The organism is Thioalkalivibrio sp. ALR17-21 (assembly GCF_000420185.1).
Classification (GTDB): Bacteria; Pseudomonadota; Gammaproteobacteria; order Ectothiorhodospirales; family Ectothiorhodospiraceae; genus Thioalkalivibrio; species Thioalkalivibrio halophilus.
Genome location: NZ_ATUL01000007.1, coordinates 1 through 24,218, shown reverse-complemented (window position 1 = coordinate 24,218; position 24,218 = coordinate 1). Strand labels below are relative to the sequence as shown.

At 67.8% G+C, this 24,218-nt stretch carries 26 protein-coding genes; 15 read left to right on the top strand and 11 right to left on the bottom strand.

Annotated features, from left to right (window positions below; all coding sequences use genetic code 11):
- The first annotated feature begins 1 nt into the window (after position 1).
- The 12 genes from pheA to galU all read left to right on the top strand — a co-directional run bounded on the left by pheA (position 2) and on the right by galU (position 10,882).
- Entirely contained in the window at positions 2–1,087 is a 1,086-nt protein-coding gene (pheA, locus tag G020_RS0105280; protein WP_024328883.1) for a prephenate dehydratase, read from the top strand.
- A gap of 9 nt (positions 1,088–1,096) precedes the next feature.
- On the top strand, positions 1,097–2,248 hold the full coding sequence (gene hisC, locus G020_RS0105275) for a histidinol-phosphate transaminase (protein ID WP_024328882.1): 1,152 nt from the start codon (positions 1,097–1,099) through the stop codon (positions 2,246–2,248).
- Positions 2,245–3,126 (top strand): prephenate dehydrogenase/arogenate dehydrogenase family protein, encoded by an 882-nt coding sequence (locus G020_RS0105270; protein WP_024328881.1) that lies wholly within the window; start codon positions 2,245–2,247, stop codon positions 3,124–3,126. The genes hisC and G020_RS0105270 overlap by 4 nt, the downstream gene beginning before the upstream one ends.
- A gap of 4 nt (positions 3,127–3,130) precedes the next feature.
- Positions 3,131–4,435, top strand: coding sequence for a 3-phosphoshikimate 1-carboxyvinyltransferase (aroA, locus tag G020_RS0105265; protein ID WP_024328880.1), 1,305 nt, complete (start codon positions 3,131–3,133; stop codon positions 4,433–4,435).
- Complete coding sequence (cmk, locus tag G020_RS0105260; RefSeq protein WP_018945979.1) at positions 4,432–5,157, top strand: (d)CMP kinase; 726 nt, start codon at positions 4,432–4,434, stop codon at positions 5,155–5,157. The genes aroA and cmk overlap by 4 nt, the downstream gene beginning before the upstream one ends.
- A 55-nt stretch (positions 5,158–5,212) precedes the next feature.
- Positions 5,213–6,883, top strand: a complete 1,671-nt coding sequence (rpsA, locus tag G020_RS0105255) for a 30S ribosomal protein S1 (protein WP_018869437.1) — start codon at positions 5,213–5,215, stop codon at positions 6,881–6,883.
- An 85-nt stretch (positions 6,884–6,968) separates the two neighbouring features.
- A complete protein-coding gene (locus G020_RS0105250) occupies positions 6,969–7,265 on the top strand; it encodes an integration host factor subunit beta (protein WP_018869436.1) in 297 nt (98 codons plus the stop codon).
- 13 nt (positions 7,266–7,278) lie between these two features.
- Positions 7,279–7,596 (top strand): lipopolysaccharide assembly LapA domain-containing protein, encoded by a 318-nt coding sequence (locus G020_RS0105245; protein WP_018945980.1) that lies wholly within the window; start codon positions 7,279–7,281, stop codon positions 7,594–7,596.
- A gap of 6 nt (positions 7,597–7,602) precedes the next feature.
- Entirely contained in the window at positions 7,603–8,829 is a 1,227-nt protein-coding gene (locus tag G020_RS0105240; RefSeq protein WP_024328879.1) for a tetratricopeptide repeat protein, read from the top strand.
- Positions 8,830–9,570 carry an orotidine-5'-phosphate decarboxylase gene (gene pyrF, locus G020_RS0105235; protein ID WP_024328878.1) on the top strand — a complete coding sequence of 247 codons (741 nt, stop codon included), beginning with the start codon at positions 8,830–8,832 and terminating at the stop codon, positions 9,568–9,570.
- A 107-nt stretch (positions 9,571–9,677) separates the two neighbouring features.
- Positions 9,678–9,935 (top strand): helix-hairpin-helix domain-containing protein, encoded by a 258-nt coding sequence (locus tag G020_RS0105230; RefSeq protein ID WP_051130322.1) that lies wholly within the window; start codon positions 9,678–9,680, stop codon positions 9,933–9,935.
- Positions 9,936–9,994: 59 nt separating this feature from the next.
- Positions 9,995–10,882 carry a UTP--glucose-1-phosphate uridylyltransferase GalU gene (galU, locus tag G020_RS0105225; RefSeq protein WP_018945984.1) on the top strand — a complete coding sequence of 296 codons (888 nt, stop codon included), beginning with the start codon at positions 9,995–9,997 and terminating at the stop codon, positions 10,880–10,882.
- 18 nt (positions 10,883–10,900) lie between these two features.
- Here galU and G020_RS0105220 read toward each other — a convergent pair whose 3' ends face one another.
- The 11 genes from G020_RS0105220 to G020_RS0105170 form a co-directional block, all read right to left on the bottom strand.
- Entirely contained in the window at positions 10,901–11,587 is a 687-nt protein-coding gene (locus G020_RS0105220; protein ID WP_018945985.1) for a rhomboid family intramembrane serine protease, read from the bottom strand.
- Between the two features lie 22 nt (positions 11,588–11,609).
- Positions 11,610–13,295 carry a dihydroxy-acid dehydratase gene (gene ilvD / locus G020_RS0105215; RefSeq protein ID WP_024328876.1) on the bottom strand — a complete coding sequence of 562 codons (1,686 nt, stop codon included), beginning with the start codon at positions 13,293–13,295 and terminating at the stop codon, positions 11,610–11,612.
- A gap of 7 nt (positions 13,296–13,302) precedes the next feature.
- Positions 13,303–13,623 (bottom strand): heat shock protein HspQ, encoded by a 321-nt coding sequence (gene hspQ / locus G020_RS0105210; RefSeq protein ID WP_018869428.1) that lies wholly within the window; start codon positions 13,621–13,623, stop codon positions 13,303–13,305.
- Between the two features lie 73 nt (positions 13,624–13,696).
- Positions 13,697–14,377 carry a class II aldolase/adducin family protein gene (locus tag G020_RS0105205; RefSeq protein ID WP_024328875.1) on the bottom strand — a complete coding sequence of 227 codons (681 nt, stop codon included), beginning with the start codon at positions 14,375–14,377 and terminating at the stop codon, positions 13,697–13,699.
- Between the two features lie 267 nt (positions 14,378–14,644).
- Positions 14,645–16,300, bottom strand: coding sequence for a complex I subunit 5 family protein (locus G020_RS0105200; protein ID WP_029681218.1), 1,656 nt, complete (start codon positions 16,298–16,300; stop codon positions 14,645–14,647).
- Positions 16,297–17,769, bottom strand: a complete 1,473-nt coding sequence (locus tag G020_RS0105195; RefSeq protein WP_024328874.1) for a complex I subunit 5 family protein — start codon at positions 17,767–17,769, stop codon at positions 16,297–16,299. Before G020_RS0105195 ends, G020_RS0105200 begins: the two co-directional genes overlap by 4 nt.
- Entirely contained in the window at positions 17,766–18,071 is a 306-nt protein-coding gene (locus G020_RS0105190; RefSeq protein ID WP_024328873.1) for an NADH-quinone oxidoreductase subunit K, read from the bottom strand. Before G020_RS0105190 ends, G020_RS0105195 begins: the two co-directional genes overlap by 4 nt.
- Positions 18,068–19,012 (bottom strand): hydrogenase subunit MbhD domain-containing protein, encoded by a 945-nt coding sequence (locus G020_RS0105185; protein WP_024328872.1) that lies wholly within the window; start codon positions 19,010–19,012, stop codon positions 18,068–18,070. Before G020_RS0105185 ends, G020_RS0105190 begins: the two co-directional genes overlap by 4 nt.
- Positions 19,013–19,312 (bottom strand): monovalent cation/H(+) antiporter subunit G, encoded by a 300-nt coding sequence (gene mnhG, locus G020_RS0105180; RefSeq protein WP_018945992.1) that lies wholly within the window; start codon positions 19,310–19,312, stop codon positions 19,013–19,015.
- Entirely contained in the window at positions 19,309–19,596 is a 288-nt protein-coding gene (locus G020_RS0105175; RefSeq protein WP_018945993.1) for a monovalent cation/H+ antiporter complex subunit F, read from the bottom strand. The genes mnhG and G020_RS0105175 overlap by 4 nt, the downstream gene beginning before the upstream one ends.
- Positions 19,589–20,119 carry a Na+/H+ antiporter subunit E gene (locus G020_RS0105170; RefSeq protein WP_024328871.1) on the bottom strand — a complete coding sequence of 177 codons (531 nt, stop codon included), beginning with the start codon at positions 20,117–20,119 and terminating at the stop codon, positions 19,589–19,591. Before G020_RS0105170 ends, G020_RS0105175 begins: the two co-directional genes overlap by 8 nt.
- Before the next feature lie 339 nt (positions 20,120–20,458).
- Here G020_RS0105170 and G020_RS0105165 point away from each other — a divergent pair, with 339 nt between their 5' ends.
- The 3 genes from G020_RS0105165 to G020_RS0105155 all read left to right on the top strand — a co-directional run.
- The gene (locus G020_RS0105165) at positions 20,459–21,103 is read left to right on the top strand and encodes a hypothetical protein (protein ID WP_024328870.1); all 645 of its coding nucleotides are present in this window, start codon (positions 20,459–20,461) and stop codon (positions 21,101–21,103) included.
- A 373-nt stretch (positions 21,104–21,476) separates the two neighbouring features.
- Complete coding sequence (locus tag G020_RS0105160) at positions 21,477–23,909, top strand: class I SAM-dependent DNA methyltransferase (RefSeq protein ID WP_024328869.1); 2,433 nt, start codon at positions 21,477–21,479, stop codon at positions 23,907–23,909.
- 86 nt (positions 23,910–23,995) lie between these two features.
- On the top strand, positions 23,996–24,218 hold a 223-nt coding region (locus G020_RS0105155; protein ID WP_196800305.1), incomplete at its 3' end, for a helix-turn-helix domain-containing protein.

Genomic DNA, 24,218 nt, shown 5'->3' with positions numbered 1-24,218 from the left:
CGTGAGCGAAGGGGAGTCCCTCGCATCGCTGCGCGCGCGGATCGATGCGATCGACGGCGAGTTGCTGGCCCTGCTCAGCGAGCGGGCCCGCTGCGCGGAATCGGTCGCGCGGGTCAAGCGCGACAACGGCGAGGAGCCGGTGTTCTACCGGCCGGAACGCGAAGCCGAGATCCTGCGTCGGGTGCGGGAGGAGAATCCGGGGCCGCTGGCGGATGACGTGATCGTCCGGCTGTTCCGGGAGATCATGTCCGAATGTCTGGCCCTGGAGCATCCGCTGACGGTAGCCTATCTGGGGCCGGAGGGGACGTTCACCCACCTGGCCGCGCGCAAGCATTTCGGCCATGCGGTCACGACCACGCCGCTGGCGTCCATCGACGCCGTGTTCGGCGCGGTGGAAGCCGGGCGGGCGCAGTTCGGCGTTGTTCCGATCGAGAACAGTTCCGAGGGCGTGGTCACGCATACGGTGGACTGCTTCATGGACTCGTCGCTGCAGATCTGCGGCGAGGTCGTGACGCCGATCCACCATCACCTGCTGTCGCAAAGTGCCGATCTCGGCGAGGTCCGCCAGGTACTGGCCCACGCCCAGGCCCTGGCGCAGTGCCGGGAGTGGCTGGATACCTGGCTGCCGCACGCCGAGCGCCATGCGGTGGCCAGCAACGCCCGCGCGGCGGAACTGGCGGCCGGGGATGGGTCCGCGGCGGCGATTGCGTCGCGCGTGGCGGCGGAGCACTACGGGGTTCCGGTGCAGGTGGAGCACGTGGAGGACCGCGCCGACAACACCACCCGGTTCCTGATCATCGGCACGGCCACCACCCGTCCCAGCGGCGCGGACCGTACGTCGATCATGCTGAGCACGGCCAACCGGCCGGGCTCGCTGTACGCGTTGCTGAAGCCGATCGCCGAGGCCGGCATCAGCCTTACGCGCATCGAATCCCGTCCCTCGCGCTGTGCGCAGTGGACCTACGTGTTTTTCCTCGACCTGCTGGGACACCAGGAGGACCCGGAAATCGCCGGGTGCCTGGAACAGCTGAGGGAGACCGCCGACACGGTGAAGATCCTGGGCAGCTACCCCCGGGCCGCAACCTGAGAGGCATCCATGGCAACGAATCCTTCCGAATCCGCAGCCCCCGGGCCGGGTCCGGCCGCCCGGGCCGTGTCCGGCGTGCAGGGACTGCAGCCGTATCAGCCGGGCAAGCCGGTGTCCGAGCTGGAACGCGAGCTGGGCATCAGCGAGGCGGTCAAGCTCGCTTCCAACGAAAACCCGCTGGGGCCGTCGCCGCGCGCCGTGGAGGCCGCCCGGGGCGTGCTGGGCGAAGCCCATGTCTACCCCGACGGTAACGGGTTCGAGCTGAAGGAGGCGCTGGCCGCGCGTCATGGGGTGGACCCGGCGCAGATCACGCTGGGCAACGGCTCCAACGAGGTGCTGGAGCTGATCGCGCGGACCTGGCTGGCACCGGGACGGGCCTCGGTATTTTCCGCCCATGCCTTCGCGGTGTACCCGCTGGTGACGCAGGCCACCGGGGCCGAGGCCCGCGTGGTCCCGGCCGTGTCGGCGGACGATGCCCGCCAGCCGTTCGGGCACGATCTGGATGCGATGCGGGCCCGGGTGGATGACGACACCGCGGTGGTGTTCGTGGCGAACCCGAACAACCCGACCGGTACCTGGCTGGATGCGCAGGCGCTGGAGGCCTTCGTGGCGGCGATGCCGCCGCAGACCATCGTCGTGATCGACGAGGCGTATGCCGAATACGTGGAAGAAGACGGTTATCCGGACGCCACACGCTGGCTGGACCGCTATCCCAACGTGGTCGTCACCCGGACTTTTTCCAAGATCCAGGGGCTGGCGGGGCTGCGCCTGGGCTATGCCGTGAGTTCGGCGCCGGTGGCCGACATGCTCAACCGCGTGCGTCAGCCGTTCAACGTGAACGCGGTCGCTCAGGCGGCCGGTCTGGCCGCGCTCGAGGACAGCGACCACATCCGGCACTCGGTGGCCGTGAACCGGGAAGGCCTGGTGCAACTGGGGCGCGAACTGCGGGCCATGGGCCTGCGGGTCATCCCTTCGGTCGGCAATTTCATTACCTTCGACACCGGCACCGACGTCAACGCGGTGCATGACCGCCTGCAGCGGCGTGGGGTCATTGCCCGGCCGGTGGAAAACTACGGGCTGCCCGGGCATCTGCGCGTCACGGTCTCGACCGCGGAGGATAACGAACGATTCCTGGCCGCCCTGCGCGAGGCCCTTGCATGATCGACCGGCTGGTCATTTTCGGAGTCGGCCTGATCGGCGGTTCGCTGGCCCTGGCGCTGCGCGAGGCCGGGGAGGTGGGGACGGTCGTGGGCTGTTCGCGCAATCCGGACAATCTGCGCGAGGCCGAACGCCTGGGCGTGATCGACGAATGGACCAACGATCCGGCCGAAGCGGCCCGGGGTGCCGACATGGGCGTGCTGGCCGTGCCGCTGGGCGCCATGGAAGGGCTGGCGGCATCGCTCGCCGGGATCTGGCCGGAGGATGCGCCGCTGACCGACGTGGGCAGCAGCAAACAGGCGGTGCTGGAGGCCCTGGCGCGGGGGTTCGGCGAGGTTCCGCGGCAGTTCGTCCCCGGGCATCCGATCGCCGGCACCGAGCAGAGCGGGGTGGCGGCCGCCTTTCCCGAACTGTTCCGCGAACGGCTGGTGATCCTGACGCCGGCCGACGCCACCAGCGTAATGGCGACCAACCGCGTGACTGCGATGTGGCAGACCGCCGGCGCGCGGGTCGAATTCATGACGCCGGCGCATCACGATCACGTGCTGGCAGCCACCAGCCACCTCCCGCACGTGCTGGCCTTTACCCTGGTGGCGTCGCTGTCGAAGATGAGCGACCGCGACGAGATCTTCCATTATGCGGCGGGCGGTTTCCGCGACTTCACCCGCATTGCCTCCAGCGATCCGGTCGTCTGGCGCGACATCTGTCTTGCCAACGGGCCCTCCATCCTGGAGGTGATCGAACGTTACCAGGCCGATCTCGAATCCCTGCGGCAGGCGATCGAGCAGGGCGACGGACAGCGCCTGGAGCAGGAATTCACCCACGCCAAGACCACGCGGGATCGTTTCTGTGATCCCGCCCGAGCTCAACTGGATACCTGAACCGATGGATACCCTGACCGTTCAACCCGGCGGCGTCCTCAGCGGGACCCTGCGCGTCGCCGGCGACAAGTCGATTTCGCATCGGGCGATCATGCTGGGGGCGCTGGCCGAAGGCACCACCCACGTGACCGGCTTCCTCGAAGGGGAAGACTGCCTCGCCACCCTGGAAGCATTTCGCGCGATGGGTGTCCCCATCCGCCGCGAAGGGCCGGGCGAAGTCATCATCGAGGGGGTCGGGATGCACGGCCTGCGTGCGCCCGAGGGTCCGCTGGACATGGGCAATTCGGGTACCGCCATGCGACTATTGTGCGGTGTGCTCGCCGGGCAGGCGTTCGACAGCGAACTCACCGGCGACACCTCCCTGTCGCGTCGGCCCATGCGCCGGGTCACCGAGCCGCTGGCGCGCATGGGCGCGCGGATCGACACCGCCGAAGGCGGCACCCCGCCGTTGCGGGTGCGGGGCGGACAGCCGTTGCAGGGCACGGAATACGCCCTCGAGGTCGCCTCCGCCCAGGTCAAGTCCGCACTGCTCCTTGCCGGCCTGTGGGCCGAGGGCCGCACCTGCGTGACCGAGCCCGCGCCAACCCGCGATCACACCGAACGCATGCTGGAAGGTTTCGGCGTCGAAGTGGAACGCGACGGGGCCACGGCCTGTGTGGCCGGCGGCGGGCGCCTGCGCGGTGGCGACGTGGACGTACCGGCGGATATCTCTTCGGCCGCCTTTTTCATGGTCGGGGCGTCGATCGCGCCAGGTTCCCACGTGATCCTGCGCCACGTCGGGGTCAATCCGACCCGGACCGGCGTGATCGAGATCCTCCGCCGCATGGGCGCCGATATTCGTCTGCTGGATCTGCGCGAGGTCAGTGGCGAACCGGTGGCTGACATCGAGGTGCTGTCGCACGAGCTGCGCGGGATCGAGATCCCGGAGGATCAGGTGCCGCTGGCCATCGACGAATTCCCGGCCATCTTCATCGCCGCCGCCTGCGCCCACGGCGAGACCGAGCTGACCGGCGCCGAGGAATTGCGCGTCAAGGAAAGCGACCGCATCCAGGTGATGGCCGACGGCCTCGCGGCCCTCGGCGTCGACTGCGAGGTCCGGCCGGACGGTATCCGCATTCAGGGGGGCGACGGTTTTCAGGGTGGCGAGATCCAGAGCCACGGAGATCACCGCATCGCCATGGCCTTCGCCATGGCTGCACTGCGCGCCGACGCGCCCGTCACCATTCACGATTGCCGCAACGTCGCGACGTCGTTCCCCGACTTCGCCGACCTGGCGCGGCAGACCGGACTGCACCTGGAGGCCCAATGACCCCGGTACTGACCATCGACGGTCCCGGCGGCGCAGGCAAGGGTACCGTCTGCATGCGCATCGCGGCGGCCATGGGCTGGCACCTGCTCGACAGCGGCGCGCTGTACCGCCTGGTGGGCCTGGCCGCACGCCGGCAGGGTGTGGAGCCGGATGATGCGGCGGCCGTCCCCGACCTGGCTCAGGCGCTGGACGTGCGCTTTGAAATCGACCGCGATGCCACACGGGTCACAACCCTGCTGGAAGGCGACCCCGTCGACGAGGAGCTGCGCACCGAGCAGGCGGGCAACGACGCCTCGCGTGCAGCGGCCATTCCCGCCGTACGCGAGGCACTGCTGCAGCGCCAGCGCGATTTCGCGGTGCCGCCGGGCCTGGTCGCCGACGGGCGCGACATGGGGACCATCGTGTTCCCCGAAGCGGATCTGAAGATCTTTCTCGATGCCAGTGCCGAGGAACGTGCGCGGCGTCGCCAACTGCAGTTGCTGGAACAAGGACTTAGTGCTAGCCTTGAAGATCTTCGGGAAGAGATGGAAGAACGCGACCGTCGCGACCGCGAACGCAGCGTGGCGCCGCTCAAGCCGGCCGAGGATGCCTGGGTCCTGGATACCACGGATCTGGACATCGTCGCCGTGGTCGATCTCATCCTGGAGCGCCTGCGGGACGTACTCCCGGAAGACCGCCCCCCTGCCGACGAAACCCCGGGCAGCGGGATCGACAACACTTGAAACCGGTTTCAGGAAGTTTCTGTAACCGCATTTAATTTTACAGGTTTTTAAATCCATGAGTGAAAGTTTCGCGCAACTGCTCGAAGAGAGCATGGCCTACACCCAGATGCAGCCGGGTGCCATCCTCAGTGCCACCGTCATTGAGGTGAACCCGGAAGTCGTCGTGGTGAACGCGGGCCTGAAGTCCGAGGGGGTCATCCCCACCGAGCAGTTCATGAACGACGAAGGGGAACTCGAAGTCGCCGTGGGCGATGTCGTGGAAGTTGCCCTGGAAACCCCGGAAGACGGCTTCGGCGAGACCCGCATGTCTCGCGAGAAGGCCAAGCGTGCCAAGGCCTGGGATCGCCTCGAACGGGCGATGGAAGACGAGGAATACGTCACCGGCAAGATCTCCGGCAAGGTCAAGGGCGGCTACACCGTCGAACTGGGCGACATCCGTGCATTCCTGCCGGGTTCACTCGTGGATGTCCGTCCGGTGCGCGATACCGCGTATCTGGAAGGAAAGGAGCTGGAGTTCAAGCTCATCAAGCTGGACCGCCGACGCAACAACGTGGTCGTGTCGCGTCGCGCCGTGGTCGAGCAGGAATACAGCGCCGAGCGCGAGGAACTGCTCAAGAACCTGCAGGAAGGTGCGCAGGTCAAGGGTATCGTCAAGAACCTCACCGACTACGGTGCGTTCCTGGATCTGGGCGGCATCGACGGCCTGCTCCACATCACCGACATGGCCTGGAAGCGCGTCAAGCATCCGTCCGATGTCGTTGAAATCGGCCAGGAAGTCGAAGTCAAGGTTCTCAAGTTCGACCGCGAGCGCATGCGTGTCTCGCTGGGCCTGAAGCAGCTGGGCGAGGACCCGTGGGAGAACATCACCCGCCGTTACCCGACCGGCACCCGCATCTTCGGCAAGGTCACCAACATCACCGACTACGGCTGCTTCGTCGAGATCGAAGACGGCGTGGAAGGCTTGGTGCACGTCTCCGAAATGGACTGGACCAACAAGAACGTCAACCCGGGCAAGGTCGTGGCCATTGGCGACGAGGTCGAGGTGATGATCCTGGACCTGGACGAAGAGCGCCGCCGCATTTCGCTGGGCATGAAGCAGTGCCAGTCCAACCCGTGGGACGACTTCGCCGCCAACCACAACCGTGGCGAGAAGGTCCGTGGCCAGATCAAGTCGATCACCGATTTCGGCGTGTTCGTGGGCCTGGAAGGCGGCATCGACGGCCTGATCCACCTGTCGGATCTCTCCTGGAGCGAGTCGGGCGAAGAGGCTATCCGCAACTTCAAGAAGGGTGACGAGGTCGAGGCCGTGGTCCTGTCCGTGGATCCGGAACGCGAACGCATCTCTCTGGGCCTGAAGCAGCTGGACCGCGACCCGTTCGCCAACTTCGTGGCCGAACACAGCAAGGGCAGCATCGTGAAGGGTACGGTCAAGGAAGTGGACGCCAAGGCCGCCGTGATCGAACTGGCCGATGGCATCGACGGGATCCTGCGCGCCGCCGACATCTCCCAGGACCGCGTGGAAGACGCGCGCACGGTGCTCAACGTGGGCGACGAGGTCGAGGCCAAGTTCATGGGTGTGGACAAGAAGACCCGTGCGATCAGCCTGTCCATCAAGGCGAAGGATCGTGCCGAGGAGGCCGAAGCCGTGTCCGAATACGGGCAGGGCGGCGGCGCCACCACCTCGCTGGGCGACCTGCTGAAGGAACAGATGGGCAAGAACGACTAAGCCCCGTTCCACCGCCCGCATCCGCGTCGCCATCGCGGGTGCGGGCCTTTTTTTGTCTTTCCTCCCCCTTTGCTGCGAGTGCCAGATGACCAAATCGGAATTGATCGACAATCTTGCCCGCAAATCACCGCACCTTCCGCCACGCGACGTCGAGCTGAGCGTCAAGGCCCTGCTGGAGCGGATGAGTCAGGCACTGGCCAGTGGCGAGCGGGTGGAAATTCGCGGATTCGGCAGCTTTGCGCTGCATTTCCGGCCCCCGCGCATGGGGCGGAATCCCAAGACCGGCGAGGGCGTGGCCCTGCCCGGCAAATATGTCCCTCACTTCAAGCCCGGCAAGGAATTGCGGGAACGCGTCAATGACGGCGCGCAAAAGGACCAGTAGGCGGATACGACGAATGGCCGAGCGCGGAAAGTCCCGGCTGCGGCACTGGGTCGCATTCGTGGCCCTGATCCTGATCTCCTCGAGCATCGGGATCCTGGTGGTGTTCAACGAGGGCGCTGCCACCCTTCATCTCCCCGGTCTCACCCTCGAGGCCCCCTTGATCGTGCTCCTGGGCCTGAGCGCCCTGGCGGGCGTACTGATTGCATCCCTGATCTTCTGGCTGAGGCTACGGCGTCTGCAACGCAAGATCGACCGGCTGCGGGATGAGAACCGTGCGCTGCGGGTCGAAGTGGAACAGCTGCGGACCGCGCCGATGCGGGATTTCTACTGAACCGGAATGATTGAGGACTGGTTCTGGCTGCTGTTGCCGGTTGCCGCCGCCAGTGGCTGGTGGGCCGCGCGCCGAGGTGTTCCCGAGGAGGAAGAAACCCGCGATCCCGCGCTGGACCGCTATCTCCAGGGCGTACGATATCTGCTGGACGATCGTACCGACGATGCCCTGCAGACCTTCATCGAAATGGTCGAAGTCGACCATGAAACCTTTGAAACGCACGTGATCCTGGGGCGCCTGTTCCGGCGGCGGGGCGAAGTCGACCGCGCGATCCGCATTCACCAGAACCTGGTGGCGCGCCCGGCGCTGACCGACGCCCAGCGGGCACAGGCGCTGTGCGAACTGGGCCAGGACTTCCTGCTGGCGGGGGTGCTTGATCGGGCCGAGGGGGTGTTCCGCGAACTCATGAATTCGCCGAACCAGGCCTCCGAGGCACTGGAAGGCTTGCGGCACGTATACGAGACGCAGCGCGAGTGGGGCAAGGCGATCGAGGTCGGCAACCGGCTGCGCGCCGAGGGCTCGCCACAGGAACCCCTGCGGGTTGCGCATTACCATTGCGAACTGGCGAGCGAGGCGCTGGAACGCAATGACCTGGCCGAGGCCTCCGAACGGGCAGGCCAGGCCGAAGCCCTGGTACCGGGCCTGTCGCGGGCCCTGCTGCTGAAATCGGAAATCGCCGAACGCGAGGGACGCATTCGCGAGGCCATTGATCACGGCAGCGACGCAGTCGCCCGGACGCCGCGGCTGGCACCGTTGCTGGTCCCGCGGCTGGAGCAGTTGCATCAGGCCCTGCCGGGCGAGCATCGTCTGGCGGCGCTGGAACAAGTACTGACCGACCTGGCCGAGGAACGCGGCGTGACCATGGCGCGTATCGCACTGATGCGGCTGTATCGACGGACCGGACGCATGGACCGGGCGCTGCATGAGCTGGGGGTCATCCTGGCCCAGCGTCCGGTGCCCACCTCGGGGCTGCTGGAGGCGGTGCGCTGGATGAAGGTACTGCCCGCGGTGCAGAGCTACGTGAGCGAATTCACGGCCTTCGAGAAGGCGCTGTCGGATCAGCTGCGCAGTCAGCACCTGTATCAATGTACCAACTGTGGCTACCAGGGCCGCGGCCATGTCTGGCAATGCCCCAGCTGCCGGCGCTGGGACACCCTGCGCGGGCTGGATTTCGATATCGATCAGACCACCGAAGACGCCGAAGCGGCACTGATTCGCGAGGAGAGCCACTGAATGGACCCGGTAACGGAAACCCCGAACCTGCAGGAGCCGCGGCTGATCGTCGCCCTGGACTTCGCCTCCGGCGACGAGGCGCTGGCCTTTGCACGCGGTCTGGACCCCCGCCAGTGTGCGCTGAAGGTGGGTTTCGAGCTGTTCGTGGTCGCCGGACCGGACCTGGTCGAACGCCTGCACGCTCTCGGCTTCCGGGTATTCCTGGACCTCAAGTTTCACGACATCCCCAACACGGTTGCGGCCGCCTGTCGCGCGGCTGCCCGCATGGATGTGTGGCTGGTGAACCTGCACGCTTCCGGCGGCCTGGCGATGATGCGGGCGGCCCGTGACGCGGTCCGCGAGGTCAACGAACAGACGGTCCTGCTGGCCGTAACGGTGCTGACTTCCAGTGACCGCGCAACCCTGGAGGAGACCGGCGTACAGGACACCCCGGATGGCCAGGTCATGCGCCTGGGGCGCCTGGCGGTGGAGCAGGCGGGGCTGGACGGGCTGGTCTGCTCGGCGCGCGAAGCTGCGATGCTGCGCCGGGAGCTGGGAGCGGCGCCCAGGCTGGTGACGCCCGGGATTCGCCTGGAGACGGCCGGGGGCGACGACCAGAAACGGGTGATGACGCCGGAACGGGCACTGGAGGCCGGCGCCAGTGCCATTGTGGTCGGCCGGCCGATCACCCGTGCGCAGGATCCCGCCGCGGCGATGCGGACGATCGCGGGACGCATGCAGGGGGTTTCCCCGACGCAGTGATCGGGCTAGGATCCATGGTGAGCGCACGGAAGATGGCGCTCGCCACCATTGAAAAAACAAGGAGGTTCACCATGATCCGTACTGTATCCATGTTCCGTTTTGCCCGGATGTTGCTGCCCGCCATGGCGCTGGGGCTGAGCCTCGGCTCGCCGGTCACTGCCGGCGAACAGGTGCCCGTCAACGTCAATTCGGCACCGCTGGAGGAGCTGGTCACCCTGAGCAATGTCGGTGAGGTCACGGCGCGTGCCATCCTCGAACACCGGGAAGAACACGGTGATTTCGAATCCGTGCAGGCCCTGACCGAGGTGTCCGGCATTGGCGAACGGACGGTGGAAATGAATCTGGATCGGATTGAACTGGAATAGGGAGAGCGGCCGGGGCATGACCGCCATCGTGCGGCCATGCCCCGCAGCCCGGAGGGCACATGACCGAAAAGAGCAAACGAATCCGTACCGCGGTCTTTCCCGTGGCCGGCATGGGGACGCGCTTTCTGCCGGCGACCAAGGCCAACCCCAAGGAAATGCTCCCGGTGGTGGACAAGCCGCTGATCCAGTATGCCGCCGAAGAGGCCGTCGCGGCGGGGATCGATACCCTGGTGTTCGTCACCGGACGTAACAAGCGCGCCATTCCCGATCACTTCGACAAGGCGTACGAGCTGGAGAACGAGCTGGAGGAACGGGGCAAGACCAAGCTCCTCGAACGCATCCGCAACATCGTTCCATCGAGCGTCACCTGCGTGTATCTGCGCCAGGCCGAAGCCCTGGGGCTGGGGCATGCGGTCGCGTGTGCGCGCCCCGTGGTGCGCGAAGAACCGTTCGCCGTGATCCTGGCGGATGACCTGATCGAGGCGGTCGATGGCGGGGCCACCGCGCAGATGGTGGAACAGTACAACAGCCATGGTTGCAGCGTGCTGGGCGTGGAAGAGGTGCCCGAAGACCGCACCCATCAGTACGGCATCATCGATCCGGAACGCACAGCCCCCCGCAGCTGGGACGTGAAGGGCATCGTGGAAAAACCCGATCCGGCCGATGCGCCGTCGAACGTGGCCGTGGTCGGGCGCTATGTGCTGACGCCGCGGATCTTCGATCTGCTGGAACGGCAGGAACCCGGGGCCGGCGGCGAGATCCAGCTGACCGATGCCATCGATCGCCTGCGCGAGGAGGAGCGCGTGACGGCCTGGGAGTTTTCCGGGCGACGTTTCGACTGCGGCAGCAAACTCGGCTACCTCGAAGCCACAGTCGAGTTCGCGCTCAAGCACCCCGAACTCAAGGACGATTTCCGCGACTACCTGCGCACGCGGACGGACAGCTGACGCGTCCGGGCCCGGCGCTCACCACCAAAGCCGACGATGCCGGGGCCGAACCGGCAACCGCCCGCGCCAGTACTGGATCATCAGCAGGCCGACCACCATGCCGCCCAGATGCGCGAAATGGGCGATCCCCGACATGGTCCCGGACACCCCGAGATACAGCTCCAGGATGCCGTAGCCGATCACGAAATACTTGGCCTTGATCGGGATGGGCAGGAAAATCAGGAACAGGCGCTGGTTGGGGAACATCATCCCGAACGCCAGGAGGACCCCGAAGACCCCGCCTGAGGCGCCCACCGTCGGGTAGATGGCATCCCCGTTGCCGCCCGCGGTGACCACCAGCTGCACCAGCCCGGCGCCGATCACGCAGATCAGGAAATAGGTCGCGAACATGCGCGAACCCCATGAATTCTCGACCTGAACGCCCAGCATCCACACCACGAACATGTTGACGAACAGGTGCAGCGGGCCACCGTGCAGGAAACCGTAGGTCACCAGCTGCCATACCTGGAAATCCGGCACGCGCATCATCGACCCGTCCTGCATGATGGTGGACGGGGTGCCGATCGGCCACAGGGCGAAATGGGCCATCAGCCAGTTGCCCAGCGCGGGCATGGCCAGGAACAGCAGGACGTTGGTGACCAGCAGAAAGCCGATCACCGGAGGCATCATGCTGAAGCGCGGCGAGCGCGGGTCAGGATGGGTCATGCGGAGGCTGCGCCGGTCCGGCTCAGAAGTCGTCGGTCACGGCGCCGCGGCTGGCCGAGCCCACCGTGCGCGCGTATTTGGCAAGTACGCCGCGGGCCACCGGGGGCTCCGGGGCCTTCCAGGCGGACCGGCGGCGCTCCAGTTCCTCGGGGTCGATGTCCAGATCCAGCTGGTTCCGGTCGGCGTCGATCACGATCGGGTCGCCTTCCTGCACCAGCGCGATGGGACCACCCGCGGCCGCCTCGGGCGCGACATGACCCACGACCATGCCGTAGGTGCCACCGGAGAATCGCCCGTCGGTGACGAGACCCACTGCATCTCCCAGACCGGCACCGATCAGCGCCGCGGTGGGGGCCAGCATCTCGCGCATCCCGGGCCCGCCGCGCGGTCCTTCATGGCGAATGACGATCACGTCGCCCTCGCGGATCTTGCCGGCGAGAATCGCGTCGAGGCAGGCCTCCTCGGAATCAAATACCCGGGCGGGTCCCCGGATGCTGCGCCGCTTGAGGCCGGTCACCTTGGCCACGCCACCTTCGGGGGCCAGGCTGCCCTTGAGGATCGCCAGGTGGCCCTGTGGATAGAGCGGGTCGGCCGGGGTGCGGACCATGTCGGCGGCCTCGGCCGGAGGTGCGGTCGGCGCGTCGCGCAGGGTTTCGGTCAGGGTTTCCCCGCTGATGGTCAGGCAATCGCCGTGCAGCAGTCCGGCATCCAGCAGCAGCCGCATGACCAGCGGTGTGCCGCCGGCCTGGTGGAAGGCGGTGGTGACGTAACGCCCGGAGGGCTTGAGATCGCACAGGACCGGGGTGCGACGGCGAATCCGTTCGACATCGTCCAGATCCAGGGGCACCTCGGCGGCGTGCGCGATCGCCAGCAGGTGCAGCACCGCGTTGGTGGAGCCGCCCAGGGCCATGACCACCGCGAGGGCATTCTCGAAGGCCGGGCGGGTGAGGATGTCGCGCGGCTTGCGATCGGCATGGATCGCCTCCAGCAGGACCTCGCCGGAGCGTGCCGCGGATTCGCCCTTTTCCGGATCCTCGGCGGCCTGGGTCGAGGATCCGGGCAGGCTCATCCCCAGCGCCTCGAACGCCGAGGACATGGTATTGGCGGTATACATGCCCCCGCAGGAGCCGGCGCCGGGACAGGCGTTGCGCTCCACGCCCTGCAGGTCCTCGTCGGACAGCCGACCCGCGCCGTGCTGCCCCACGGCCTCGAAGGCACTGACAATGGTCAGCTCCTGTCCCTTGTAATGGCCGGGCTTGATGGTGCCGCCATAGACGAAGACGGCCGGCACGTTGAGGCGGGCAAGGGCGATCATCGCCCCGGGCATGTTCTTGTCGCAGCCCCCGGTGGCCAGCACCCCGTCCATGCTCTGCCCGTTGACCACGGTTTCGATCGCATCGGCGATCACCTCGCGCGAGACCAGCGAGTACTTCATCCCCGGCGTGCCCATGGAGATGCCGTCGGAGATGGTGATGGTGCCGAAGGTCTGGGGCATGCCGCCGGCCTGACGCACCGCCCGTTCCGCGCGTTCGGCAAGCGCGCCGATCCCCGTGTTGCAGGGGGTGATCGTACTGTGCGCGTTGGCGATCCCGACGATGGGACGCTGGAAGTCGTCGTCCCCGAACCCGACGGCACGCAGCATGGCGCGATTGGGTGTGCGGCGTGGCCCTTCGGTGACCACGCGCGAGCGGCGGTTGTCCTGACTCATGGTGTCCTCAGTGTGTCCGGGTCTGGTTCTCGCGACTGTAACGCCCGTTCATGAAGCGGTCGAAGAACTTGCCCAGGTCCGGGTGATCGATCTGTTCGCCCGAGGTGTCGCTTTCCAGATGGCGCTCGGCCACATAGGTGCTGTGGGTGTAGCCATCCACCAGCACGTGGTACCACGGTTGGTCCTTGGGCGGCCGGCTCTTCGCGACCGTCTCGTACCATTCGTCCGAGCCGTTGTAGACCGGGTCGACATCCACGATGACGCCGCGGTAATCATACTTGAGGTGATGGACGATCTCGCCCACCGAAAAACGGGTGCCGCTGGCCATGGTGCAATCTCTCTGCTCGCAGGGGTGAAAACGAAAGAATAGACCGGGCGAGCCCGGGGCGCGTCACGCCGTCTCAGGGGTCGTCCGGTTCCTGTCCGGATCCGTTCGGGGCCGCCTCCCGCCGCGGGCCGTACTGCTTGAAAGCCTCCCGCACGCGCTGCATCTCCGCGGCATCCAGCAGGGCGGGGCCGCCGATGGACAGGCTCAGCACGTACTGCTGCGCCAGCAGTTCGACCTCCTCGGTGAGCCACAGCGCGCGTGCGAGGTCCGGCCCGGTGGCGATCATCCCGTGGTTCGCCAGCAGACAGGCGTAGCGGTCATCCAGTGCGGCAAGCGCATGTCGCGAGAGTTCCGGGGTCCCGAAGGTGGCATACGGGGCACAGCGGATGGAGTCGCCGCCGGCGGCCGCGATCATGTAATGCAGCGGCGGGATGTCGCGCTGCTGGATCGCGACCACGCTGGCGTACACCGAATGCACGTGCACCACCGCATGGATATCTTCGCGTTCCCGCAGGATCGCGCGATGAAAATGCCATTCGCTGGAAGGCTTCTGGTGCGCGGGCCAGCGTCCCTCGGCATCCATGTACACCAGATCCTCCGGCGCCAGGTCCTCGTACGCCACGCCGGAGGGGGTGATCAGCAGGCCGTGACCGCAGCGTACACTGACGTTACCGGATGTACCCTGGTTGAGGCCGCGCCGGTTGGTTTCGAGCGCCGTGTCGATCACCGCCTCGCGCAACTGTTGCTCGGTCATGCGCCTGCCTTCGTCCGGAACCGTCCCGCGCATTCTGCCTGACACGGACCCGCGGGGCATCCACCCGCACCCGCCCGCGCGACGCCGTTTTATGCCCCCGCCATCGCGAGTCGCGAGGCTCGTTCCCCTAGTAAGTGCGGGGCTCTCTCCCGTCATCGCGAGTCGCGAAGCGACGTGGCGATCTCCGTCCAGAGCCACCGGTCCCGGCGCGTCGCCAACGTCGGCCGATTGCCGCGTCGCCTTCGGCTCCTCGCAATGACGAGGACGCTATGGGATGGACGAAAAGGCCAGCGCGAGCGCCAGCAGCAGGATCATCGTGGTGGCCACACGCCCGATGACCGGCCAGCGATGCAGCTGGCGTTCGGTCAGGGTCCACCAGTGAGCCAGCCGGCCCATGCCGGGCAGGGGGCGCGGGGCGCTTCGGCCGGGTGCGGGTGGCCGCGCCGCGGCCACGCCGATCCCGGGCCACAGGGATCGCAGCCACCATGCCCCGCCTGCCAGTACCCCGGCCAGTAGCAGCGGCCAGAGACCGTTCCCGATGGCCGATGTGGTCAGGACGTATTCGCGCAGGGAAGCATCGGCCACCCACCAGGGCAGCACAAGCCCGGCCGCGAGGGTCGCCCACCAGAGCACCATGCACCCCATCATGCCCCGGTGGCGGTCATTGCCGCGGGTCGACCGCTCCGGTTCTGGATCCGGGGTGTGGCTGGCCGTGTGCCGCAGGAAATGCAGCATCAGCAGGGCGGTGGCGGTGCCGGTCACCCCCGCCAGCCAGCCGGGCATTCCGGTCGTGAGGGCGGCCTTGGCCAGGGCGCCGCCGGAGAGCGGCGCGGCCGCGAGCGCGGACCCGGCCAGCGCCAGGCCAAACAGCAACGCCCTCCGGGTGCACCGATCCGCCGCCGTGGCCAGCAGCCCCGTTCCGAGGAACAGCGCCCCCTTGGCCAGACCGTGATGAGCGAGCATCACCGCCAGGCCCGCCCAGACCGCGGCCGGCGACGTCCCGGCCGCGGCCATCCCGAGCAGGGCGACCACCAGACCCATCTGACTGACGCTGGACCAGGCGAGGATGGTCTTGGGTTCGGACTGGCGCAGACCCGCGGCCACGGCATAAAAGGTGCCCGTGAGGCCCAGCGCGGTCAGGATCAGGTCGCCGTGCCCGGGGATCTCAAGACCGCCTTCCAGCAGTCGCCATGCCCCCAGGGCGCCGACCTTGATCATCACCCCGCTCAGCACCGCACTGGCCGGCACCGGCGCCACCGCGTGGGCCCGGGGCAGCCAGGCATGCAGCCCCGGCGCGCCCAGCTTCAGGCCGAAGCCGATCGCGAACAGCAGGGCGGCGGCCGGTTCCATGCCCGCACCCAGTCCGACGAGATCCGGCGAATTCCCCGGACCGGCGAGCATGGTGGTCCAGGCCACCGCCGTGAACAGCGCGACCTCGCCGATCAGCATCAGGCCGAGGTAGAGCCGTCCGGCCCGCAGGGCCGTCACGCCGCCGGTGTGGGTGACCAGACCGTAGGCCGCGAAGGTCATCAGCGCGAAGCCGGCATAGAAGGTGAGCAGATCCGCCGCCAGCACCAGCAGCAGGTAGCCGGCCAGGGTCAGCAGCCAGAACACGGCAAACCGCAGCGGGTGTGTCAGCGGGTGCCGATGGGCGTACGCCCCGGCGAGCACCCACAACAGGGCGCCGGGCAACAGAAAGGTGCGGGCGGTACCATCCAGCGCCAGACGGGCCTGATCCAGCAGCCCGGGCAGCACGATCCCGGCATCGGGGTCGGGGCCTGCCAGGGCCAGCAAGAGCGCCGGCAGGGCCGCCAGCGGCAGCAGGATGGTGGCCCGGCGACGCAGGGCGGGGAGCGCGAGCGCGGTCAGGGCCAGCCATGGTGCCAGCACGGCAAGCAGCAGTGCGAGCTGCGTGGCGTTCATGCGGCCAGCCCCCCGGCCTCAAAGGCCGAGCGCAGCGCCGTGGCGAACAGGCCGCTCGCGATCGCCGCCAGGGCCAGCAGCAATGCGGCCCGGGGCATGGCGAGCGGAATGGGCAGCGGTTGCGCCCGTGCGGGGACCGCGGCCGCATCAACGCTTCCCGCACGCAATGGATCACGCAGGATGCGCCACAGGTATCCGGCGGTGATGAACGTCCCGAGCACGATCACTGCCGCCCAGGGCCAGGCGCGCGCGGCCAGGGCCGATTCCAGCAGCCACCACTTGGCAACGAAGCCCCCGCTGGGCGGCAGACCCACCAGACTCGCCGCCGCCAGCGCGATCGCGATCCAGGCCAGCAGGCTGCCGCCGGCCATCGGCGGGCCGATACGGCGCAGGTGGTCGCTGCCCCACTGCCAGGCCAGACAGCCCGCCGCAAGGAACAGGCTGCCCTTGGCCAGGCCATGGGCCAGCAGCAGCATCAGCATGCCTGCATGGGCCTGCTCGGGGAGGGCGCCGGCGGCGGCCAGCGGGAACACCAGCAGGGCGAACCCCAGCTGCGACACCGTGGAATAGGCAATCACCATCTTCAGGTGGCGCTGGAGCATGGCCAGCACACCGCCCCAGATGACCGCCGCCGCCCCCAGCAGGCCCAGCAGCTGTGCGGACAGCCCCGGAAGCATCCCGCCAAACGGACCGAACCACAGACGCACCAGCAGATAGAACGCCGCGGTCACCACCACAGCGGAAAGCACCGCACTGACCGCCGCATGCGCTCGCCCATGGGCCGAGGGCAGCCAGAAATGCAGCGGGAAGATCGCCCCCTTCAGCAACAGACCCAGGGTGATCATCACCGCAGCCGCCAGGGTGACGGGCTCCTCCGCGGCCCGGCCGGTCAGCAGGGCGATATCCAGCGCGCCGTACTGGCCGTAGAGCAGGGCGACACCCAGAAGATACAGCGTGGAGCCCAGCAGCGTTGCGAGGAAGTAGCGCCATGCCGCGGCCAGCGCCGGCCCGCCGGCGGCGGCGATCAGCGCCACCGCCGCCAGCGCCACCATCTCCAGGATCACGTAGAGATTGAACAGATCGGCGGACAGGAACAAGGCGTTGAGCCCGCCCCACAAAAACAGCCACAACGGCCAGAAATACCGTCTCTGGCGACTTTCCGGCACCAGACGGCGCTCGGCAAGGCGATAGATCGCCGCGGCCAGCGCGACCACAGTGGTCAGGACAAGCAGGGTCAGGGCGAGGGCATCGATCTGCCAGCCGATTCCCAATGGCGCGGCCCAGCCCCCCAGGTCCTGGCGCCAGGGGCCGGTGCGCAGGTTTTCGAGGACCAGAACGGCCAGTACCGGCAACAGCAGCAGTCCGGTACCCAGCGTCGCCATGCGGCCCCGTCGCGGATGCGCGAAGGCGACGGCCGCCGCCATCAGCGGCAGCCCCACCACCATGGCCGTGGCCAGCGCGATGCTCACGGGTCGCGCGAGTCCCGGCCGTGGTGGCCGTTCGCGGGCCCGCCACGCCGCTCCAGCAGGCGAACCATCAGCCCCAGCGCCACCGCCGTGGTCGACACCGTCACCACGATGCCCGTCAGCACCATCGCGTGAGGCACGGGGTCCAGTACCTCGGCGGCATGCGCCAGCGCCACCAGCAGCAGGAAGACCGCGGTGGTCAGGACGTTCAGCGCGAGGATCTTGCGCATCAGCTGCGCACGGACGCACAGCCCGTGCAGGCCGATGATCAGCAGCGCGATGGCCAGCAGCAGATACAGGGTCATGCCGGCCTCCGGGTGTCCCAGTCGGCCGGGGGCTCGCCACCCAGATACAGCGCGAACAGCAGCAGCGCGATGGAGAGCCCCGCGGCAAGCTCCAGCAGCAGGATCAGCCAGCCGGCCAGCTCGACCGGGTACTCGAAGAACCCGTGCCCCCCGGCCATCACTGCGAAGGCCACCCCCAGCATCGCGGTCATCCCCAGCGCAAGCGCCCAGCGCCACGGGCCGTAGACGTCACCCGACAGCCAGGGCCGGGCGCCGGCCAGCAGCATCAGCACCCCACCGGCGCCCATCACCGCGCCCGCGGGGAAGGCACCCCCCGGCGCATGACTGCCGCGCCACAGCAGATAGGCCGAGACCAGCACGAAGGCAGGGAACAGCACCCGGCCCAGAGCGGGCAGGGCGGGCGACACCAGTTCGGGCGAGGAAGGCCAGGGGGTAGGACCCAGCGACCACAGCACGACCACGCCCAGCAGCAGAATGGCGATCTCCAGCAAGGTGTCGAAGGCGCGGAAGTTGAGCAGTACGGCGGTGACCGGGTTTTCCACCCCGGAGCGCCCGAGTTCCGCGGCCACCGGTTCGCCCAGCCCCGGGGCCGGGAGCAGCCACGCCGCCCCGCCCAGGCCGGCCAGCAGCAACAGCCCCATCGGCAGCCAGAACGCCCGGTCGCGCCCGCGCTGGCACACATCCGACGCGCGCCCCGCCTCCCAGTCCAGCCGCCCCAGCGCGGACAGCAGCAGCGCACCGGTGATGCCCGCGCCGATTGCCGCTTCGGCCAGAGCGATGTCCGGCGCCTCCAGGCGCACCCAGGCCAGCGCCATCAGCAGCCCGAATACTATGAAACTGACCACCGCGCGGAACAGGCCTGCCGCGTGGATCGCCTGCCAGGCGGTCCACAGCAGCGCCGTGACCAGAATCCCGTCGAATGCCAGACCCAGGGCGCCCATTCACAGCCCCCACGGCCGGATACCGCGGCGCAACGCGGCGCGTGCGATCAGACCCGCCCCCACGGCCGTGGCGACCAGCATCAGCAGCCACACCAGCAGCAGCTTCAGGGTCAGGGTCAGACTGCCCGAATACACCCCCAGCCCCAGGCAGATCATACCCAGGCCGATGTTGTCGGCCTTGGGCTGGGCATGCAGGCGGGTATACACATCCGGAAAACGCAGCAGCCCCAGCGTACCCAGCAGCAGGAACAGCACACCGCCCACCGTCAGGATCCCCCCGATCACGCCCGTCAGGCTCACGGCCGGTGCTCCTCGTCGCTGGAACGGGTGCGGCCGGACCAGGCGCGGTTCACGAACGTGACCACCGCCAGCGCCGACAGCAGCGCAAACACCAGCGCCAGATCCACCAGGGCCTCGCGCTGCGTCAGCACTGCCAGCAGCAGCGCGATGGCGATGGCCGAGGTCGCGAACATCTCCGCGGCCAGCATGCGGTCGGCGGCCGTTGGACCGCGCAGCACCCGCATCAGCCCCACCACGATGTTGAGCATCAGCAGGATCACCAGGAACGGGAACAGATCAGTCATTGGGCGATTCTGGCTGAAACATGTTCATCACATGCCCCTCCAGACGCTCCAGCATGTCCTGGGTCCGGCGGGGACGGGCCAGCACATGCAGCGTAATCGCCTGTTCCGAGATGCGCACGCACAGGGTCCCGGGCATCAGATTGACCAGATTGGCGAACATCAGGCGCGGGGTCCCCGCCGGCAGCGCCCAGGGGTAATCCAGCAGGGCCGGCTCCAGCGGGCAACGGGGATGCACCGCACGCCAGGCCACATCCAGCGCGCTGCGCAGCGAAAAGAACAGAAACACCGGCACGAAGGCGATGATCCCGCGGATTCGCCAGCCCCCCGTCCATCCCGGCGCGAAGGGATTGAGCCAGGCCGCCGCCAGGATCGCCGGCACGCCCCACCACCAGGCCCCCGGATCGCCCTCGGTCAGGATCCACCAGATCCCGGCGTAGCCCGCCACGCGCAGTACCCACCCCGAACAGCGCGCCCGGGCCACCCCCGCACGGTTTCCCCGCAGCCCGCCACCGGATCCGTCCATGCTCCATCCCCGCACCACAGTCGCCAGTGCCCGCCAGTTTCCCCCACCCGGGCACGATCGCGCCAGCGGGCAGAGCAAGGTCGCCTTCGCCCGGAATACACCGAAATTCTGGCGTCCTCGCGATTGCGATATTCCCTCCTGATATTTAGGGTTTGGTCGGGAATGCCAGCCCTTTCTGTGGTGACCCTGGATACGGGTCGACATCACCGCGAGAGACGACGGGTACGGGGGAGATGTGGGTGCAGGAAGAGGCAACGATACCGATTACGGGCCGTACGATGCGCAAGACATGGGGGCGCACTGCGGCGGTCGCTGGCGACCGACCGGCTGACGCTGGGCGTGCGGCTGGCCACCCTGGTGGTGTTCTACGCGCTGGCTGCCCGGGCGGTGGCCGACGGGCTGCCCGCCAGCCACCTGCTGATACCTCTGGTGTTCGAGTTCGTTTTCATGCTGTGGCTCGGCCTTGTGATTTCGCGCACCGTGGTCGACTGCCCGGACTTTCGCGCTGCCAACGGAATCGGACTTGTCCCGTTGTTCTGGACGCTGGCCGTGGCCGGAGGAGCGCTGATCTGGCTGGCCTGGGGCGAGGATGGCCTGTCAGCCGCTCGCGTGCCCGATGCGGCGCTGCAAGCCTGGCAACACATCGTCGAAACCGGTCTGGTCTGGGCAATGCTCGCCGGCGTCATCGGGCTGACCGCCGCCAGCGCGCACGAGATCGCCGAGTGGCGACGCACCGGGGGAGCTTTCATATGGACCTCGACGCTGTTTGCAACCATGCGGATTTTGCTGGCGATATTCGTGCTCCCGCTGGTTATTTTCCTCCTTCTGCCCCTGTTGATCCCGCTGATCACACAGATGATCCACGGGGAGCTCAATCCCGCCTGGGCGGTGTGGACGGTACTCCTGGTGCTCGACCTCGGCGTGGTAGTGACGGGCGCATTGCTGCATCGTCACCTTGAGCAAAAGGCCGCTCAGGAGGCCTGATTCGTTATGGGAAAGCGGATGCGGGGCGGCCCCGCGAGTTGCTGTAAATGAGGATGTACGGCCCGGGCGCGAGGGCGTGACGGCCTCCGCATGATCGGGGTGCGCGGCTGCACGCAAGACCGGGCGACGGGTGGTGGCTGGACTTCCCGGATCGGTTCCCGGGGCGGCATGGTGGCGAGCCCGTGTCCTGACGGAGGAAAGTGCTTGCGCGCCCCGCGGCCGGGGCATGGTCCGGTCGTGGCGGGGTGGAATCGGGATCGATACCATGACGCTCGGCCGGGCGACGGGCGTTGTCGTCACGTCGGGCGAACATGGCCGGTGCAAACGGCGGATGCGACGCCACCCCCTCACGCGACTCAAGGATGGCCCCTGCATGATCCTCACCCTGAACCAGCTCGAACGGCACCTGTTCGCGGCGGCGGACATCCTCCGCGGGCGCATGGACGCCTCGGAGTTCAAGGAGTACATCTTCGGCATGCTGTTCCTGAAGCGCTGCTCGGACGTCTTCGAGCAGCGGCGGGAAGAGGTGCGCGACAACCTGCGCGCCAGCGGCAAGAGCGAGGACGAGATCGCCAGGCTCGTCGAGATGCCGAGCTGGTACAAGGCGGACTTCTACGTGCCGCCGAAAGCGCGCTGGGAGTACCTGCTGAACGAGGCCCACCAGGGCGTGGGCAACGAGCTGAACAAGGCGCTGGCCGGACTGGAAGAGCACAACCCCAGCCTGGCCGGGGTGCTGGAGCACATCGACTTCACCCGCAAGGTGGGCTCCACCACGCTGCCGGACAAGAAGCTGCGCGACCTGATCGTCCACTTCAGCGAGTACCGCCTGCGTAACGAGGACTTCGAGTTCCCCGACCTGCTGGGGGCCGCCTACGAGTACCTGATCCGCGATTTCGCCGACTCGGCCGGCAAGAAGGGCGGCGAGTTCTACACCCCGCGGCCGGTGGTCCGCATGATAGTGCGGCTGATGGATCCGCAGGAGGGCCACAGCGTGTACGACCCGTGCATGGGGTCGGGCGGGATGCTGATCCTGTCCAAGGAGAACCTGGAAGAGCAGGGTGGCGACACGCGCAAACTCAACCTGTTCGGTCAGGAGGCCTCCGGCTCGGTCTGGGCCATCGCCAAGATGAACATGCTGCTGCACGGAATCAGCAGCGCCGACCTGCGCAACGACGACACCCTGACCGATCCGCAGCACGTGGAGGGCGGCGAGCTCAAGCGCTTCGACCGCATCCTCACCAACCCGCCGTTCTCCATCGGCTACACCTCCAGCCCGCACTTCCCGGAGCGTTTCCACTACGGCAGCGTGCCCGAGGGCGCCAAGAAGGCCGACCTGATGTTCCTGCAGCACATGGTCGCCAGCCTGAACGCCAACGGTCGCCTGGCCACCGTCATGCCCCACGGCGTGCTGTTCCGCGGCGGCGACGAGAAGCGCATCCGCGCCGGCCTGCTGGAAGACGACCTGGTGGAGGCGGTGATCGGCCTGGCACCCAACCTGTTCTACGGCACCGGCATCCCGGCGAGCATCCTGGTGCTGCGCGCCAGGGGCGCCAAGCCCGGGGAGCGCAAGGGCCGCGTCCTGTTCATCAACGCCGACCGGGAGTTCCACGAGGGGCGTGCCCAGAACCACCTGCTGCCGGAACACATCGAGAAGATCGTCAGCACCTGGGATGCCTTCGAGGATGTGCCCGGCTTCGCCCGGGTCGTGCCCCTCGAGGAGCTGCGCGAGAACGACTACAACCTGAACATCCGCCGCTACGCCGACAACACCCCGCCGCCCGAGCCCCAGGACGTGCGCGCCCACCTCAAGGGCGGCGTGCCGCTGAAGGAGATCGAGGCCCGGCGCCCCCTGTTCGACGCCCAGGGCCTCGACCCGATGCACCTGTTCACGCCCCGGGCGGACGATCCCGACTACGTGGACTTCGCCGACCACCTGAGCGAGAAGCGCGACCTCAAGCCGGCCATCGAGGCCGACACCGGCCTGCAGGAACGCGAGGCCCGCGTGCTGGCCGCCTTCGAAGCCTGGTGGGCCGAGCACGGCGCCAGCATCACCGCGCTCTCCGGCAACGGCGGCCGCCTGACGCGGCTGCGCGATGAATTGCTGGGCAGTTTCTCCGCCGCCCTGGAGCCCACCGGCATGCTCGACCGCTTTGCGGTGCGCGGCATCATTGCCGGCTTCTGGTTCGACAACAAGAACGAGTTCCGCACCCTGCAGACCCGCGGCTGCCGGGGCGTGGTGGACGCCTGGCGCACCACCATCATCAGCCAGCTGGAGGACGATCAGAACAAGGCCAACCCGCTGGACCACCGCCTGGTGCACTTCCTGCTGCAGGACTACGTGGCCGAGCTCGAAGAGCTGGCCACCCGCAAGGCCGAGCTGGACGCCCGCATCAAGGCCGCCGAGGCCAAGCCCGAAGGCGACGACGACGGCGAGGGCGAAGCTACCAGCGAGGACGACGAGGCCCCGACCCCGGCCGAGATCAAGGAGTGGAAGAGCGAACGCACCCAGGTGAAGAAGCAGCACAAGGCCAAAGTCGCCAGCTTCGAGACCCACCTGAACGCCGCCGTGGACGCCCTGGACGAGCCCGCCGCCGCCGAGCTGGTCGGCACCATCCTGCACAACGACCTCAAGGGCATCCTCGAACGTCACATCCGCCAGCAGCGCCAGCAGGTGATCGTCGCCTTCGAGACCTGGTGGGACAAGTACCGGGTGACGCTGGCCGATATCGAGGCCAAGCGGGATGCCGCCGCCCAAGAACTGCAGCAGTATCTGGAGGGTCTGGGGTATGTGTCAGGTCACGCCTGATTGCATACCGCGAGAGAAGGCACCCCTGTTTCATGCCCGGGAGTGGATGAGTATTGTGCCCGATGAGCGAACGGGAGGCTGACCGCATGGCGAGTACCATCCATTCCAACGCCCGCACCACACCCCGGATCCGGCAGGAACTGCAGGAGGCGCCGGCCGGCGTCAGCGACCCGGAACTGGCCCGGCGCTACGGCATCAGTCGCATGACGGTGCGCAAGTGGCGCCGCCGGCGCACCGAGGTGGAAGACCGGACCCATCGTCCGAAGACGATGCACACGACGCTCACAGCGGAACAGGAGGCGATCGTGG

Excerpts from the sequence above, each read along its gene's own strand:
- G020_RS0105230 (WP_051130322.1), top strand. The coding sequence starts at position 9,678 with ATGTTGCTGCCCGCCATGGCGCTGGGGCTGAGCCTCGGCTCGCCGGTC.
- hspQ (WP_018869428.1), bottom strand. The coding sequence starts at position 13,623 with ATGGCCAGCGGCACCCGTTTTTCGGTGGGCGAGATCGTCCATCACCTC.
- G020_RS0105200 (WP_029681218.1), bottom strand. The coding sequence starts at position 16,300 with ATGAACGCCACGCAGCTCGCACTGCTGCTTGCCGTGCTGGCACCATGG.
- G020_RS0105250 (WP_018869436.1), top strand. The coding sequence starts at position 6,969 with ATGACCAAATCGGAATTGATCGACAATCTTGCCCGCAAATCACCGCAC.
- pyrF (WP_024328878.1), top strand. The coding sequence starts at position 8,830 with ATGGACCCGGTAACGGAAACCCCGAACCTGCAGGAGCCGCGGCTGATC.
- G020_RS0105245 (WP_018945980.1), top strand. The coding sequence starts at position 7,279 with ATGGCCGAGCGCGGAAAGTCCCGGCTGCGGCACTGGGTCGCATTCGTG.
- G020_RS0105240 (WP_024328879.1), top strand. The coding sequence starts at position 7,603 with ATGATTGAGGACTGGTTCTGGCTGCTGTTGCCGGTTGCCGCCGCCAGT.
- G020_RS0105170 (WP_024328871.1), bottom strand. The coding sequence starts at position 20,119 with ATGGACGGATCCGGTGGCGGGCTGCGGGGAAACCGTGCGGGGGTGGCC.
- G020_RS0105270 (WP_024328881.1), top strand. The coding sequence starts at position 2,245 with ATGATCGACCGGCTGGTCATTTTCGGAGTCGGCCTGATCGGCGGTTCG.
- G020_RS0105175 (WP_018945993.1), bottom strand. The coding sequence starts at position 19,596 with ATGACTGATCTGTTCCCGTTCCTGGTGATCCTGCTGATGCTCAACATC.
- G020_RS0105205 (WP_024328875.1), bottom strand. The coding sequence starts at position 14,377 with ATGACCGAGCAACAGTTGCGCGAGGCGGTGATCGACACGGCGCTCGAA.
- rpsA (WP_018869437.1), top strand. The coding sequence starts at position 5,213 with ATGAGTGAAAGTTTCGCGCAACTGCTCGAAGAGAGCATGGCCTACACC.
- ilvD (WP_024328876.1), bottom strand. The coding sequence starts at position 13,295 with ATGAGTCAGGACAACCGCCGCTCGCGCGTGGTCACCGAAGGGCCACGC.
- galU (WP_018945984.1), top strand. The coding sequence starts at position 9,995 with ATGACCGAAAAGAGCAAACGAATCCGTACCGCGGTCTTTCCCGTGGCC.
- hisC (WP_024328882.1), top strand. The coding sequence starts at position 1,097 with ATGGCAACGAATCCTTCCGAATCCGCAGCCCCCGGGCCGGGTCCGGCC.
- aroA (WP_024328880.1), top strand. The coding sequence starts at position 3,131 with ATGGATACCCTGACCGTTCAACCCGGCGGCGTCCTCAGCGGGACCCTG.
- G020_RS0105190 (WP_024328873.1), bottom strand. The coding sequence starts at position 18,071 with ATGACCCTGTATCTGCTGCTGGCCATCGCGCTGCTGATCATCGGCCTG.
- cmk (WP_018945979.1), top strand. The coding sequence starts at position 4,432 with ATGACCCCGGTACTGACCATCGACGGTCCCGGCGGCGCAGGCAAGGGT.
- G020_RS0105160 (WP_024328869.1), top strand. The coding sequence starts at position 21,477 with ATGATCCTCACCCTGAACCAGCTCGAACGGCACCTGTTCGCGGCGGCG.
- G020_RS0105220 (WP_018945985.1), bottom strand. The coding sequence starts at position 11,587 with ATGACCCATCCTGACCCGCGCTCGCCGCGCTTCAGCATGATGCCTCCG.
- G020_RS0105185 (WP_024328872.1), bottom strand. The coding sequence starts at position 19,012 with ATGGGCGCCCTGGGTCTGGCATTCGACGGGATTCTGGTCACGGCGCTG.